This window comes from Coraliomargarita algicola, from assembly GCF_033878955.1.
Classification (GTDB): Bacteria; Verrucomicrobiota; Verrucomicrobiia; order Opitutales; family Coraliomargaritaceae; genus Thalassobacterium; species Thalassobacterium algicola.
This window is the reverse complement of the sequence record NZ_CP138858.1, coordinates 2,700,975-2,717,510: the sequence shown is the minus strand read 5'-3', so window position 1 is coordinate 2,717,510 and position 16,536 is coordinate 2,700,975. Positions and strand designations below refer to the sequence as shown.

The 16,536-nt window shown below is 48.6% G+C and carries 7 protein-coding genes; all 7 read left to right on the top strand.

Annotation, left to right across the window (positions count from 1 at the left end; all coding sequences use genetic code 11):
• Positions 1-13: 13 nt before the first annotated feature.
• The 7 genes from SH580_RS10925 to SH580_RS10895 all read left to right on the top strand — a co-directional run bounded on the left by SH580_RS10925 (position 14) and on the right by SH580_RS10895 (position 16,292).
• Positions 14-601 carry a hypothetical protein gene (locus SH580_RS10925; protein WP_319830916.1) on the top strand — a complete coding sequence of 196 codons (588 nt, stop codon included), beginning with the start codon at positions 14-16 and terminating at the stop codon, positions 599-601.
• Between the two features lie 64 nt (positions 602-665).
• Positions 666-2,333, top strand: coding sequence for a pilus assembly protein PilM (gene pilM / locus SH580_RS10920; protein ID WP_319830915.1), 1,668 nt, complete (start codon positions 666-668; stop codon positions 2,331-2,333).
• 5 nt (positions 2,334-2,338) lie between these two features.
• Entirely contained in the window at positions 2,339-3,313 is a 975-nt protein-coding gene (locus tag SH580_RS10915; protein WP_319830914.1) for an Amuc_1100 family pilus-like protein, read from the top strand.
• Between the two features lie 5 nt (positions 3,314-3,318).
• Positions 3,319-4,224, top strand: coding sequence for a hypothetical protein (locus SH580_RS10910; protein WP_319830913.1), 906 nt, complete (start codon positions 3,319-3,321; stop codon positions 4,222-4,224).
• Between the two features lie 54 nt (positions 4,225-4,278).
• Positions 4,279-7,008, top strand: coding sequence for a secretin GspD/PilQ domain-containing protein (locus SH580_RS10905; RefSeq protein WP_319830912.1), 2,730 nt, complete (start codon positions 4,279-4,281; stop codon positions 7,006-7,008).
• A gap of 142 nt (positions 7,009-7,150) precedes the next feature.
• Positions 7,151-15,637 (top strand): RHS repeat domain-containing protein, encoded by an 8,487-nt coding sequence (locus SH580_RS10900; RefSeq protein ID WP_319830911.1) that lies wholly within the window; start codon positions 7,151-7,153, stop codon positions 15,635-15,637.
• Positions 15,567-16,292 carry a hypothetical protein gene (locus tag SH580_RS10895; protein ID WP_319830910.1) on the top strand — a complete coding sequence of 242 codons (726 nt, stop codon included), beginning with the start codon at positions 15,567-15,569 and terminating at the stop codon, positions 16,290-16,292. Before SH580_RS10900 ends, SH580_RS10895 begins: the two co-directional genes overlap by 71 nt.
• The last annotated feature ends 244 nt before the right edge of the window (positions 16,293-16,536 follow it).

The window sequence follows — 16,536 nt, the reverse complement described above, 5'->3', positions numbered from 1 at the left end:
TATCCCCTGAAACATGAAGAAATATTTTTTCCCCATTCTGACTCTTCTGGCCGGTTCTCTTGTGATGTCTGCACAGGAAGCCATTAAGGTTGATCGTGTTGATTTTAACTCCCTGCGTGACGACTGGATACAGATGGAAATCGAGTTGTCCTGCGAAGGGAATCCCTCGCCGGAAGCGCGTGATAAAAATTACGTGGAGAAGATCAAAGTTAAAGCTTATCTTGCTTATGTGCGGGACGCATCGGCTCGTGAGTTTGATTACTATACCAGTGAGGTAGAGATCGTGATTATGGAGAAGGGGGATGATAATAACGTATATTTTTATCTCCCGGGTCTGATTGCTGAGCGTGATCAGCTCAAGACGGATCCTGATTTCTACTACGTGGAAGTCTCTGTGGATGGGGAAACGCAGAAGCCGCAGAAAGCTGCGATGAGCAGCAATATTCCAAATCTCGATATTTTGAATAATTTTATTTCGAAGGCAGATTCCGAGGGCGCAAATAATGAGCATGTTTTAATGCCTATTTATTTGGTATCGGGCATTGATATGGGGCGGGTGAGTAAGTTGCCTGCTTTTCTGCGTCGAGATGTTCGCGATTAAGTATGCTTTTTCACCACTTTCATTACTTAAAATATTTAGAATCGTTCCTCCTAGAGAATAATACATGAGCAGCTCTAAGCAACTAATCATAAATTGTGGCGCAAGCCGAGTTACCGCCGCGGTGGTTTCCTCTGGCGGAGGCGCACTTCAAGTCGAAAAATTAGTTACGGAGAGTCTGCAATATGACTATTCTAACGACGACGCATGGCTGGATGCCGTGGGGCTTGCACTGCGGGATTTGCATGGCCAGCACAAATTTTCCGGCAAGGCATCGTTTATCATTCCTGGTAATCAAGTGCTGACGAAGACGATTCGTATACCGCATGTGGAAGCATCAAAGCGTGCACAGATTATTGCATTTGAAGCGCAGCAAAATATTCCGTATCCACTGCATGAGGTCGTTTGGGACAGTCAGGTTGTCGGCGATGATGGCGTTGAAACAGAAGTGCTGTTTATCGCGTGTAAATCGAACACGATCGATGACTTTTGCCGGGAAGTTGCGCAAGCAGGTTTCACTGTAGACACGATCAATGCGGCTACGGTGTTGGATTATAATGCGATTCAGTTTGCGTATCCCGAAATGGATGAGGATGTGTTGCTGATTAATATTGGCGCGCGCTCGACTAATCTACTGTTTAAAAGTGCCGAAGGGTTCTTTGTGCGTAACATTCAGTTGGGTGGTAATTCGCTAACGCAAAACATTGCCGATAGTTTAGGTAAACCGTTTGCTCAAGCTGAAGAAATTAAGCACAAGTTTTTCAATGGCGATGTCGATTATTCCGATGACGATTCCGGTGCAAAGTTACTGGCATCCTGTTCGGATTCGTTCATGCGCCGCATGAGTCAGGAAATTACCCGTTCGATTGTGAACTACCGTCGCCAAAAAGGCGGAGCCGCTCCCAAGCGTATTTTGCTGAGTGGGCGTGGGGCGCTATTAGAGGGACTCTCCGAGCAATTGGGCACTTCGCAGAAGGTGCCTGTTGAATTTTTCGATCCACTGCAGAATGTTACTCTGGATGGAGATGTTGGAGCTGGTTCCAATTCGCTGCGTCTTGAGATTAGTGAAATCATCGGTGCAGCCGCGCAGGATTTGGTGCCAGATGGTGCTGGGGTGAATCTGCTGCCTGAAGAGGTGCAGCGGGCCATGGAGTTCTCGGCGAAGAAGCCATATTTAATGCTTGCGGCCATTTGTTTAGCCTTGGCACCTTGGCCGGCTTTTGTCGGCTATAAGCAGCTCAGTGCGGGGTATGAACGGGCGGCAGCCGCAACGCAAGCGCAGGTCGCGCCGTTGCAAAATCGCCAAGCGACAATTCTTAAGAATTCTGAGCGAGCCAAAGATGTCAGTCAGTCGATTCGTCGTGTGGAAGGGCTCGTGAATTCAAAGAGCAATTGGATTCAATTCTTTGCCGAATTACAGGAGAGTTTGACCACCGCAGAGGATGCCTGGCTAGATTCGCTCAAAGTCAATCGCGAGAAGTCTGGTAAGGGGCAAGCATCCTATGAAGTCGTTGTTGAGGGCCAGATGCTGGTTCGCGAAACGGCCAATGGGGCGGGCGATGTTGACCAGGAAGTATTATCACGCCGCATCAAGAGCTTGCAGGATAGCTTCGAGAGTTCCGAGTTTATCGTGTCCTCCAAGCCACCGAAGATCAATTGGAGTAGTCTGCACAGTGGACTCAATGTATTGCCTTTTACTATTAACTTGGTCGTGGACACAGCCAAACCACTCTAGACACCATGGGTTTCTTAAAGAAAAATCTCACATTCACCATTGTTGTGATCATTTGCCTATTGGCATTTGGCGCAGGTGCTTATCTCGCGTTCAACGAGTCGGGTAAAATCGGCAAGGCGAAGCAAAAAATTACGAGTGCAGAAACGCAGCTGAACAGCCTGCGATTCGCAGACCCTGCGCCTTCGGATGAGAATGTCGCCGCTTCGCAGGAGAATGTAGATCAGTTGGTCGCGGAGCTTGAGAAGATTCGCGAAAATCTTGAGCGTGGTGCTCGCCTGACTACATCTACCGATGGCATTGGTGTGATGGCTGGCATACAGCAGTATATTTCGGAGTATCGTCGTAAAGCAGCGGCGCATACAGATGAGAATGATCTCGAAAGTCCAATTGGCCTGCCCAAGGATTTCGGTTTCGGCTTCGAGCAGTATGTTGATAATGCCAGCCCGCTGGAAGATGAGCAGCTCATTCAGACACTAGATCAACAGCGTCAAATCTTGAGCTACCTTCTGGATCGTTTGTATTCGGCAGATCCGGAAAGTATTGTTTCTGTGAAGCGCGAAGTGCTGGAGCAAAAGTCGGATGGAAAGGGTAATGATAAGCAGTTTAGTATTTCAGAGGCTGTTTCAGCTAAGGTGCCTGGTGCGATTGATACCTTAGGTTTTAGTGTGTCGTTTACTGGTTATACCGATTCACTTCGTTCATTTCTGAATGATCTGGCCAAATTTGATTTGCCGATTGTGGTGCGCAGTATCGAAGTAAAACGCCCCACGGGGCAGCAGTCGTCCGCCGCATCGAGCAGCAATAGTGCGAATAGTTTGGATGCGATTTTTGGTGTTTTCGGAGGTTCGTCTGATGCGAAGCCGGACCCGGTTCAGGAGACCAAAAAATTGGTGATCTCTGAAAATACTTCCACATTTACAGTCGTTCTCGAGTATATCGAGATCGTCCTTCCGGCGGATACTGCTGAAGACAACATATAGTTTCGATGAATAAGATTTACGATAAGCTCATACTTGCCGTCGCAGCGCTGTTACTCGCTGGTGGAGTCGCCCTCTATCTCCAGCAGTCCGGGGCGACGCCTTCGGTGTCTGATACGGTGAATGTTCAGACCGCTGACAATCCTTATAAGGTGGTGCCCATTACGCCATCAAAGTCCGTGGACGCGAATTGGCCAGAGGTCACTGCGCAACCATCAGGGCCCAAGTGGATTTACGATGTGTTCACACCGCCTAAGATTTATGTGGATTTGAATACTGGCGAATTTTCTGCAGATCCTCCGGTCAAAGTGGCACCTCCAGTTCCTTTTGGTGTTTATCTCGCTGGTATTGAGCGCAAGCCTTACCGTATACAACTCGAAGGTTATATTGAAGAGGATCGTAGTGACTCGTCCAAGACCTTGTTGCTAATGTTTGATGAAGAAGCACAAAAGCAAGTGCGAGCACGGCCTGGTGATGACGTGGAACGTGCTGATTTTAAGTTGCTTAGCTTCGATATTGATCGCAAGCGCGATTCGAATAACAACATCGAGATCACTGCAAAAGCAACCATCCTGGACCAGCGTACTGGTGAGGAAGTTGTGCTCACTCATGGGGAGCGTCGCTACGACTCCGGAGTAACAGTGATCATCCGTTCCGAAGAAGATTCCAGCTATACTCAGGAGATCAGCGAGGTGCCTACCGAGTTTGAAGGCCCCAATGGCCAGTATACCTTGCAGGAAATTAACCTTGAAGAATCCTCAGTTACAGTGGAGAAACATGCCGTGGAAGGCGAGGAAGCAGAAATTCGAGTCCTTCGGGTTCAGTCTGCACCTTCATCCACACCCCCAGTAAATAGAGTTCCCGCGAAGGAAACACAGCCAGATCAAAACGATGTCTTTGATCTAATGTTCTAATTCTTCGTGGAATTTCAACCGACTTTAACAAACAACTAGTTGTCATCTAAAATTATGAAAAAATACCTCGCAGCACGCACACGCGTCTCCGCCCTACTTGTGGCAGGCGCGCTAGGAACCTTCGCCTTAGCCACGCCTCAATTGGCTGAGGCCCAAAGCGCATCAGATAAGATCAGTCTTATGGCCGATACGCTTCGTGCGCGCGACTCCGGAAATCTGGAGTTAGCGAAGGAGAAGGCCGAAAGTCTCATTAAAATTGCACCCGACGACGAGAATGTGCAACGCCTTCTCGCATCAATCAATCGCGACTTGGACCGTCGTGGTGGTGCTGAACCAGCGGTCTACGGCCAAGCGCCAAGTCTTTCGACTGAAGAGGCAATGACCGCGTCTGAGGATGGCACTGGTGCCGAATCGATCGTAGCCGCCGCCGCTGCAGAGCAAGAGGCGAAGATTACTGCTGCTCGCAATGCCATTGACGAAGCGCAACAGCTCGCTGAACTGGGGGCTTACACGGATGCAGCTAATTTGCTCAATGCCGCTGGTAGCAGCCTGATGCTGAATACCGCAACTGCGACGACGATCGAAGCAGTCAACAAAGCCAAGGCAGAAGTAGTGCTCGAAGAGGCCAAAGCACTGGCAGACGCAGGTGATCCTAAGGCTGCGGAAGCACGCATCGAAGACTACCGCGCCGCTGGAGGAGATTCTGGAGCCGCTCGTAAGCTCGCCGCTCAATTGGACAGTCAAATATCCAACCCTTACAGCTTGGATATTCAAGAGATCAGCCCTGAGTATGTCGCACAGGACAAAATCATCCGCGATCTCTTGGCTCGCGGCCGTGCACAATATCTGAACGGCGATTACGAAGGTGCATCCGGCACGCTGAAGGAAGTCGAAGCGCGGGATGCGAATAATTCTGAAGCCAAGCTTCTACAAACTAAGATCGCTGAGATCCTGGGTGCGATTCATAAGCAAAATCTCTACAAAACACGCCAACAAATGCTGACAGAGGTTGATCGCAGCTGGGAGCGTCCCAAGGTGTTTGATGTCTCCGCGACAAATGAGACAGTCATTGATGAGGGTGGCCGTATTCAAGATAAGTTGAATGGTATCGTGATTCCACAGGTGAACTTTTCCGGTATGGAACTCACTCGTGTGATCGAAACACTTTCAGAACTGTCCGTAGAGTATGATCCAGAACGTATCGGTGTGAACATCGTACCTCTTTTCAATCCAAACGATTCCAACCCGCGCGTGAACATCAGTTTGCGTAATTTGAATCTGGACCGCATTCTTCAGTTTGTGACTCAGCAAGTTAACTTCGCCTACGATGTTGGCGGCGACGCTGTGACAATCCAACCTAGCGACAGTGTGGGCGGTAGTTCGACCACTGTTACTGAATTCTTCCCAGTATCGCGTGCCACAGTCATCCGCTTGACAGGTTTCCGTGACGGCGGTGGCAGTTCTTCTGGCCCCGTTGATCCTTTTGCTGCGCCCTCCAGTGGCGGTTCATCGGGACCTTCTGCTAACGATGAAGTTGAAGCACTGCAAACATTCTTCCAAAGTGCAGGTGTAAATTTCGAGCTTCCCGGTGCAAGTCTTGCCTTCGACGGTGAGCAATTGATCGTGACTCAAACACGTCGTAACTTAGAGCGCATGCGCACAATTCTTCGTAACTATAATGAAGTGAAGCAGGTTGAGATTGAGGCTAAGTTCCTTGAGGTTAGCCAAAACGACTTAGAAGAGGTCGGCTTTGACTGGACAGTTCAAGATGGTTTCACGCCATACGTTGACAGCACGACAGGCGGTTCGGTTGTCGATTCCTTCGGTAACGTCACAGGTGAGTATCAACGCTCCATGTCGACTGGTGGCAGAACGCTTAACGATACCTTCTCGACGAGTTCTGATTCCTCTTCGATTACAATTGATGGTCCTTCTGGAAGCTTGAGCTTCTCCAATTCGCCGCCTGATTTGGCCAGCGCGATTGATTTGGCCTCGAGTGCCACAAGCTTGTTCACATCTTCGGGCTGGAGCATTAATGGTTACGACGTGGATTTCGCGCTGCGCGCTCTGTCCCGTCAGTCTGGTAGCGACTTAATGAGTGCGCCTAAGGTAACCGTGCTTTCTGGTAAGCGTGCGAACATCACCGTTGCTCAAGAGCTTCGTTATCCTGAAAGTTATGGTGATATTGAATCAACAGTTTCTTCAAGTAATTCAGGTGGCTCTGCGATCTCGATTACTGCGGGCACACCGCAAGATTTCATCACTCGCAATGTGGGGGTTGAAATGTCGGTGACACCAAACGTAGAAAACGATGACACAATCAGTCTGATTCTGGAACCACGCGTGACCGAGTTTGAAGGTTTCGTCGAGTATGGTGGTCCTAGCGTGGCCCTTGCTGGTGACCCTGCTACAGTTGTGACTGTGCCGGCAGGTTTCTACCAGCCGATCTTCTCCACTCGTGAAATTTCGACAGAAGTCACAGTCTTTGACGGTGCGACTGTTGTGATGGGTGGTTTGACGCGTGATTCTGTGAAGACTGTCAATGACAAGGTGCCTGTATTAGGTGACATTCCAGGCTTGGGTCGTCTATTCCGTTCAGAAGGTGAAACACGCCAAAAGCGTAATTTGCTGATCTTTGTCACAGCTAACTTGGTCAGCCCAGGTGGTTCACCTGCGCGCCAAAATTACCGCAATGTAAATGCCAACTCCATGTTCCAAAACCCAACGATCATGACACCTTCGGGTGCCGCACAACGGTCCATTGGCGCATTGGAGGCTGAGTAGCATACGCGCTGATTTCAAGTATCAAGAAAGCCAGCCAATCGGCTGGCTTTCTTTTCTCAATCTTAGATTCATCACCATTTTATACATTTCAAAAATACGCCTCACTCCTAGCGTGAAATGTGTTGTTTAACTGTTTATAGCCATGTCAGCTAGAAAGTCTCCTTCTCCGCTCTTGATACTTTGCACGCTTGCAATTTTAATTGCCAGTGCGCTGTATCTTTGGGTCTCACGTCCAGATCGCTTCGTCGAGAACGGCCACAGTCCGGCTGTTGCTGGGGAGGCTGAAACTACGCAGAGTCAAGATGATGCAGCTAGTCCTGTGGCTGAGCAGCCCCCAGCGGTGGAGGCTGTGCCAGTTGCCGCAGCAGTCGCTCCAGCGGCAACGCCTGCGCCGATTGTGGTACGTCAACAGCCCGAGTTTGACCATTATTTCAAACGTGTGGCGGCAGGTGGACCTTTGCTGCTACCTGAGCATACCTTCGATGTTTTTAAGGGCAGTTCGGTGGGTGATCGTCTGACCTTTGATTTTGATGCTGTGCAGTTTGAGGGTACTGTGGTGGGTGTGCGGGAGCATCCCAATGCAAGTAAGTATGCCCTGAACTTAGACGACGGAAATGGTCGGATCATTTATAGTCTAGACGCGAATGGGAAGCAGGTTGCTCAAGTTGCGTTTAATCAGGATTCAAGAGCATTTTGGATTTCAGAGTATCGTGAGTTACAACACTCCGCAGGTTTGTTGGTCGAGCAAGTGACGGTCAGTGATTTATACTGCGCTCCTCCGGGGGTGGTCTATCCTTTATCGAGCCCCGCGAATATTGGTAAATTTAGTTCGAGCAAAAGTTTTAGTAGCACGCCGGTTCGTAGCACGACTACCACCACTGCGACTGCATCGACTTCCGCACAGCCCAAGCTCAATAGTATTCCTGGCGCGGAATTCGTGCTCTACTGTGATTTTGATGGTGAGTTAGTTGAAGATTTTGACCTGTTTCTAGATGGTGAAGATTTGATGACGATTTATGCGGCACCGCACGCCAAAGCTAATGATACCTCTTGGGTGACCGCGGTTTGGCAGCGTGTCGCCGAGGACTTTGCTCCTTTCGACATCACAGTCACGACGGATCGTGCAGTTTATGATGCTGCAGATGTCGACAAACGTTTACTGGTGGTGATCACTCCTGATGATACGGCTGCGCCAGGTGCTGGCGGGGTCGCCGCTGAGATTGGTTATTTCAGAACTAACAACCCGGTTTGCTGGGTATTTAACGAGGATGAGTATAGTTGCGCGGCCACCATATCGCACGAAGCCGGTCACGTATTTGGTTTGTCACATGATGGGCGTACTGGAGACGACGAATATTATGGCGGGCACAACACGGATTATTCTCCAGGTTGGGCCCCCATCATGGGGGCACCATGGTCAGATGATGGCAGCACATACTTAATCGATGAAGTCTACCAGTGGAGCCGCGGCGAATATCTAAATGCCAATAATCAAGAAGACGATTTGGCGATCATCGCGAGTGAGAGCAATGGCTTTGGTTATAAGGCTGATGATATCGCGAATAGCTACGACTCGGATACGCTGCCACTCGGTACTATTACCACTTTGGCTGATAACAACATCAGCGGATCTGGTTTAATTTCGCGTACATCAGATGTGGATGTCTTCAGTTTTGTGACAGCTTCTGGAGAGCTTGATATCACCGTAGCACCCTTGGATGTCGACTCGCAAGAGGGGGAGACTGATTCCGATAAGAGAGGAGCGAACCTAGCTGTCAATACACGCTTATTTAATTCGGTAGGGGCATTAATTGCTACCGGTGTGGTGTCTGGTGATGTGGGGCTATCTTCAAATATTAAGGTGACCGTACCATTTGGTAAATACTATCTTGAAGTCGACGGCGGTGGTCGTGGCTCTGGACCGAGCACTGGTTTTTCAGATTATGGCAGCTTAGGTCAATATACTATTTCAGGCACGATTGCCACACCTCCACTTGCTGTTTACGGCGGTGCGAAGCAACTGCAGTCGGTCTTAACTGGAGATACCGACATTAACACCAGCAATGGAACCGATTTCGGGTTTACACAGCCTTCTGCTGCCGCGATCACGCATACTTTCTATCTGACGAATACATCCAGTTTCGTGTTAGAAAATCTTACTATGTCGCTCGCGAACAACACTGTGTTCGATATCACTTCGACGATACCAGATTCAATTGCAGTGGGTGCGACCTTCCCGGTCAATATTACCTATGATGCTGTGAGTAATCGATTGGATTACGATACTGTGACCATTAGCTATACGGGCGAGCAGTCGGAAGTCTTTACTTTCACCATTGGTGGCACCTGCACACCTAAGGCCTACGAAGATAATTATGAGAATGGTATCAATCTTACAGGTGCTCCGGATCTGACTGCCTATGAAGATGTCTTACTTTCCGACTATAAAGGCCTAGGATGGATGACAGACTACCTCGACCATTATAAATTTACCGTCGAACCAGGAGATCAGTTTATCACGGTCGAAACATTCCACGATTCTGACGCCGGGGCGATTGAATTTGAGTTATATCGCCTGCAAGGGAACCAATCGATTCTGGTCGCCATTATGTATGGCGATGCGGGGTCGGAGACTCTGGAATACCGGATTCCTGATGGTGTGACTTCGCTTAATTACTTTATCTTAGTCAAGCCCGCCGAGGAAGGCGTTAGTCTCAAGAATACCTATGACCTCAAGTGGAGTGCACGCTCTTTGGGCTTGGCCGATGGAGACCTTTACGAAGACAATGATAATTCAACCGAAGCGTTTGATATCACCCGTGCGCAGTCATCGCAGCTGTCGAATATCTTAGGCACGGCAATCCTGGATGATGAGGACTGGTATCGTCTGGATATCGCCAGGGATCCTTTTGCTCGTTTTCTTTATGTGTTGGCTGAGTTCGATGAGAGCATGGGTAATGTGCAAGTTGAGCTTTATAATGAGAATTTACAATTGCTGAGCATTTCAGAGGATCAGGATGATCGTGCGATGATTTCATATTATGAGATCATGAGTATGGATGAGGTCGCAGATGAGTGGGACCCAGAGGGTAATACTGCGATACAAGGTGTACCACCCGGGACTTATTATGTCCGTGTCACTGGTGACTACTCAGATGATAATGTTTATGACATGTTCTTCGGAGTATTGGAGGATGATGTCTACGAGCAGGTTGGCCTCGATGAAGATAATGAGGTGGTGGAGAATGATCAATACTCGACCCCTTATGATCTAGGTACCTCGATTCTTGGAACTTCTCTATCTAAAGTGAATGGTTACGGCATCACTGCTTCGTATGCGGTCAATGCTTCGGTCGAATCTTTCACTCACTACAACGATGGGGACTTCTACAAGTTTACGATTGGCGAGTCGGGCGTCACACAGGTTCAAGTTGCCTTTACTGGGCTCGGTGTTAGTTCCGATTATTTGACCTATCGCTTGACCAAAACTGACGGTACCTTTGTCGATACTTTCACAACGGATGCTGATTCTCCTGCGAATGCAACCTATGTATTAACGATTGATGATCCAGCGGAGTCGGAGTATTTAATTTATGTCGAAGCGGCTGAGGATATCGGCTATCTGACTGCTTATGATTTCACAGTGACTTTGGTCAAGGGCACTACTCTTATCGACGGTGCTGTTGAAGATAATTACGAGCAGAACGATAATTGGCAGCAGCGTTTCAATATTAGCGGAAATGCGGGTTCATGGCTCACATCGATCAATGGATATGGAGCACTGTTTGACCGTGACTGGTATCAGATCCGAGTCCCTACAGGCGCGACCAAGCTGGAAGTGATTGCGCGTTCTGATTCGTCCTTGGGCAATCTTGATCTTTATGTTTACAGCGCTAATGGCGGCATCCTTCTCAAGGAGTCGACCACAGGTGGTGACACCGAAACGATTAGTTGGGATAACCCGCTGGCGGGAGACCTTTCAGTGGTCATTCTCGGAGATTATGTCGGTAATCGGTATAACCTATTCTGGGATGTCACCTTTGCTGAGGATAATTATGAGCAGAATGATACACGCCAGACCTCGTTTGACCTAATTGGGCATGAGCGCAGACTTCTAAGTAAGTTGAATGGTTATGGCATTCAAAAAGACGAAGATTGGTATGAGATTTCCGCAGATGTAAATACTGCAGAGCTTCGAGTTTTGGCGAATTTTACCCATGCCGAGGGGGATATCGACATGGAGATTTACAACGAATCCGGGGCGATTTTGCAACGGGCGACTTCTTCGGATGACGATGAGACGCTGATACTCTCGAATCCCCCAGCCGGCAGCTATTATGTGCGTGTGCACTATGGCAACGAGGGCAATAAGTATAACCTAAGCTGGGCTGCGTTGAGTGCCGAAGAGGTCGCACAGATCAACTTGGGAGAAGATGCTTACGAAGAGAATGACTCTCTAGGTGAAGCTTATCAGCTGACTGCTGCCGACTCTCGATTGAGTAATTTGGAAGGTCTGGCGAATCAAACCGATGACGATTGGTACTCAATCACTGTGGGCGACGAGAACTTCGGTCTCTACGTTGAGTGTTTGTTCGACGATGCCGAAGGTGACATTGACTTGGAAATTTACGATGACTTTGGCACACCCATTATCCGTCGCGATAGTGTTACAGATAATGAAATCGTGGATCTACAAGCAGCGATTCCTGGTGGTGTTTACTATATTCGTGTGTATGGACCGAACTTAGGTAATTCGTATGACCTCTATTTCATCGCACGCACAGAGGATGCTTATGAAGAGAATGATACGCGTGCCACCGCGTATGATATTACTGCGCTCACCTCGCCATTGTCGGAATTCGAAGTGCCGACTCAAAGTGATGATGATTGGTATAAGATTAATGTGACTGGAGAGCACCCATTCATTGAGGTGACTCTTGATTACATCGAACTCAATGGGAGCATCGATTTCAGTATCATGGATGCCGCTGGAAATGAGATCGTGAATGCGAATTCGATGGATGATAGCGAAAGCGTATTTGTCGAGGTCGAACCCGGGGTGAACTACATATATGTTTATGGGGATGATGAGTATAACACCTACGATATCTCCTGGGCATTCTATGAGGATGATGAGTATGAGGATAATGATGTTTCCGCGGATGCGACTGACATCACTGACACCCCAGTCATTAATGCGGTGCAGTACGACACTGATTGGTATCAGTTCGAAGTGACTGAGGATAATTCGTTTATCACTGTGATTGCGACTTACGCCTATGAGGATGGCAATATCGATGTGGCTCTGTATCGCAGTGAAGATTTAGACAATCCACTGCAAGTTTCGGCGACGACCGGTAACAGCGCTGGAGTGCGCATTGAAAGTGGTCCGGGTATCTATTATGTCGAAGTCACCGGTGATAACACCAATGGAGATTATCAGCTCCTTTGGACCACTGCACCAGACGACGACTATGAAGACAATGATGTGCGCGAAGAAGCGACGGATCTGACTGAGCTCGAAGGGACCGTCATTGACGCTGTCCAATACGATGAAGACTGGTATGAAGTTCTGGTGCAGCCTGGCAACGTCAGTTTGACTGCAGAGTTGGGATACTCTCAAGCAGATGGAAACCTCATTTTGACATTGTATGATGCTGCAGGAGTTGAAGTCGCGACGGCGGATACAACAGAGGATGACGAAACCTTAGCTTATGGTGTCGACCCATTTGAACCCGAAGAGCTGACTTATTATATCAAGGTATCTGGAGTGAGTCTGGGCACCGCATATCAACTCTCTTGGGTCACCTCGACTGAGGACGCATTTGAAGGCGAGACCGGTAACAATACGTATGAAGATGCATCCGATGTACTTCTAGGCTCCGAAGGACAGCGTATTTCTGAAACCATTGGTTATGGAGGGGCCTTAGACGAGGATTGGTATGAGGTTCGTATTAATTCTGGCGATGAAGGTATCGTGATCGAGGCTTACTTTGAGCATAGCGATGAAACCAATATTGATCTGGAGCTCTTTAACGCGAGCAAGGGCTTCCTTAAGCGTTCAATCGGAACCTCCAATGTTGAACGTTTACACTATGAAGGGGCCGAGGGAACTTACTATTTGCGGGTCTTCGGTAAAAATGGAGGACAGCCATACGATCTTGTCTGGAATAGTTATCATGAAGATAACCTAGAGAAGGCTGCTGAAGGTGATTTCGAAGTGAAAGAGACCACTCCGGACAATGATTCGCCGGATACACCGCGCGGGTTGTTGCTGACGAAGTATAACTCTAATTTCTACGCAGCGATGGGCGGAGGCGATTATCCGGACCTGGAGTATTTCCTACTGGATGACCTCACTCAGTTAGACGAAGATTGGTATTCAGTTGTGGTTAACCCAGGTGAAGACATCTTCATCGTCGATCTGCAATTTGAGCACGCCTTGGGCGATATCGATGTGGCTGTTTATAAGCGTGAGGTCACTGATCCACTGGACTCAGAAAACGTTTTGGAGGCGGCCTCCCTAGTCGCGCAGTCCGAAGAATTCACCGATGGTGAGCGTATCGTTCTGCATGACTTGGAGCCTGGGGAGTATTTGATTTGTGTATATGGTTATGGAATTGTGAATCCGAAGGAGAGCGCAGGTTGGACTTTCGATCCTTACACGGATGACTTGGCTGACTTGGCTGATTACGAATCGATTCGAGAGGATGGAACTGATGACTACTATGACTTGGCCGAGGACAATGCCCGTGGCTTGGGCAATACCTATTCATTGCAATGGGTGAGCGCTTCTGAGGATACATACGATGCGGAGCCTCCAGCTCTTGATTCGGATGAAGAGCAGGATCCAAGTGTGAATGATACGCAGTCCATGGCTGCAATTCCTGCACTCCTCGATCAGCAAGGCGTTGAGGATACTGCTGTGAGTGATCCGGACGTTCGTAGAACTTATACCGCCACAAATGATAGTGGTGAAGAGGTCACGGTGGAGTATCGTCCTGTCTATCGATATTATGATCTCGCTCAATTTGATGAAGATTGGTATGAGGTCCCAGTGGATACTGGTGGCGATCACCAGTTCTTCGCCACGATCTATTTCAACAACCTGCATGGGGATTTAGATCTGTATCTCTACGCTGAGAATGGAGATCTAGTTGACTCTTCCGTTCGCGAGGGGTCCTTCGCGGAGTCGGTTGAGGCGAGTGGTGATGGTCTGACTAAGTATTACCTTCGTGTTGTGGGGAATGACTTAGGCGTTCCTTACACACTTGAGATGCGTGGCTACTTTGATGACGATTACGAAGATAATGAGACCATCGCGGAGGCGGATGTAAATGCGGACATTGAGAACTTGAATGGTGTGCCCATTTCCGGACTCGTATCGCGAGATCTCGATTTATATCGTATTTATGTGCCTGCTAACCAAGTGCATCTGAGTTTTGATGTTGATAGTCCGGGCATTGCTTTCAACATCTCAGTCTTAGATGCCGCTGGGGTTGAGTTACCAGGCGGGTTTGAAGAGTCCGGCCGGAGCACTGCGGGCAATGATAATCAAAGCGAAGGGGTGATTGCTCCGGATGGAGGGATCTATTATTTGCAAGTTACAGCGACTTCTGGTCTGACCTATGACTTGACTTGGTCCTATAATAATATCGACCAATACGAAGCAGATGGTCCGTATTGGCATTCATTATTGAATAACGATACTCCAGAAGAGGCGACTGAGTTGACTCGCCTACGTTTGGAGCCTCCATATGATCCTGAGGATCCAGGACCATTGGATCCTATTAAAGAATTAGCCTTTGATTATGGATTGTTGGGAAGTCTCACATTAGGATCTCCAGGTTTGGATCCTTTCGGACATGCAATCCAGGAAGATTATGATTGGTATAAGATTCAGATCCCTTCGTGGTTTTTAACTACCGCTAAGAAAGGCAATAAGTCGGTCACTGTATTGAAGCGTGATTACTACGTGCGTCTGTCGGCTGAGATCGAATTCCTGCATGTCGATGGAGATATCAATATCGAGATCTATGATGAGAATGACATGGACACCCCATTGGCACGTTCTGAAACTTCGAATGATATTGAGTCTGTATTTGCTCGAATTGATCCGACTGATGAGGATCGCAATTATTACATCCGCGTCTATGGGGATAATCGTGCCAATGATTACAGCCTCACTTGGGATGTTTCCAAGCAAGATGCGTATGAAGAGCTCGAAGATGAGAATGTCTTGAACGACACCAACAACTTCGTCGACTTGGCTTACGACTTGACTACGGCCAACGGAGTCTCGACCGAGGGTATTTGGTTGCATGAGATCGAATACCTCCAGGATGTGAATGGTGATGGGGACAAAAATAATGACGGCGGATACACCAGTGCGGCAGGCTATGGCATGCAAACGACTGATGACTGGTATGCCGTGGTTGTTTCGCCGGGAGCGACTCAAATTGCAGTGGATCTCGAGTTCTTCTCCGATAACGACACGGGGTATACCTATGCACCGGACAACTTGGATATGGACTTCGAAGTTTATTTCCTAGCGGGGAATGATGGAGATTCGGCGACTGCCGACTTACGTAAGCCAGTACCTGATTGGGCGCTCGACTGGGGACACTGATGAAGATTTGTTCCCGAGTGATGGAGCCGAGGCCGAGGGGCTTGATGCCGACATCACTACTAAGATCGAGGAAAACGGAGTCTTTGATGTTGTTGATCAGGAAGGGGGAATCTACTTCATTCGTATCTACTATGATAATCGCTCGCACCCTTACACCTTCAAGTGGCGTGACCTAGATGAATTCGGTGACCCAGTCAGTACGCCAGTTGAAGATGCCGAGATTATTGATGATTACGTCAATGGTCGCTGGAGCATAGTGATTCCGTCGAAATTGCCTGGGGATGAGATTGAAAATCCTGATGAGAATCCAGACGGTGATGCCTATCCAAATTGGGCGGAATACGTGTTGGGTCTAGACAGTGAGATGGCGGACTATCAAATCATTGAGCATTCTATCTTTGAGATTGGAGGCGTAGAATACTATCAGTTCGCGTTCTTGCGTAATGTAAATGCAGTCGGTTTAGGTTACGAATTCACGGTGCAGGAATCGGAGGATCTCAACTTCGGTGCCGGGCGCGCAGTCTATTATGGTAAGGAGCCGATTGATGGCACGGACTTAGAGCGCGTCATTTATCGCTCGACTAAGCCAATCGACGAACAGAATCGCAGCTTCTTCCGTTTAGTGGTGACTGAACCGCCAGCCTCGGACCACTAATCAACGTTTCAATTGAACGTCTTTACAAAGCCCTCATTTCGTCTTTGACGAGTGGGGGCTTTTTTGGGGTGGATAGTTGATCGCTGCAGTGGACGTTAGCTATGTGCTCGGTTCAATTTGGGGTGTTTGTTCGAGTGTGGATATCTTTCACACGGCTTGGGCTTTGGGGGAAGCGTGTGGGCCTGCGGGGGCTGCTGTGTTGCGCGGGAGCGGGTGTAAGTTGCGGGAGCGTCGCGTCCGGCGA

Bases quoted from the DNA above. Each gene is read 5' to 3' on its own strand.
- SH580_RS10910 (WP_319830913.1), top strand. From the start codon at position 3,319: ATGAATAAGATTTACGATAAGCTCATACTTGCCGTCGCAGCGCTGTTA.
- SH580_RS10895 (WP_319830910.1), top strand. From the start codon at position 15,567: ATGATGGAGATTCGGCGACTGCCGACTTACGTAAGCCAGTACCTGATT.
- SH580_RS10900 (WP_319830911.1), top strand. From the start codon at position 7,151: ATGTCAGCTAGAAAGTCTCCTTCTCCGCTCTTGATACTTTGCACGCTT.
- SH580_RS10915 (WP_319830914.1), top strand. From the start codon at position 2,339: ATGGGTTTCTTAAAGAAAAATCTCACATTCACCATTGTTGTGATCATT.
- pilM (WP_319830915.1), top strand. From the start codon at position 666: ATGAGCAGCTCTAAGCAACTAATCATAAATTGTGGCGCAAGCCGAGTT.
- SH580_RS10905 (WP_319830912.1), top strand. From the start codon at position 4,279: ATGAAAAAATACCTCGCAGCACGCACACGCGTCTCCGCCCTACTTGTG.
- SH580_RS10925 (WP_319830916.1), top strand. From the start codon at position 14: ATGAAGAAATATTTTTTCCCCATTCTGACTCTTCTGGCCGGTTCTCTT.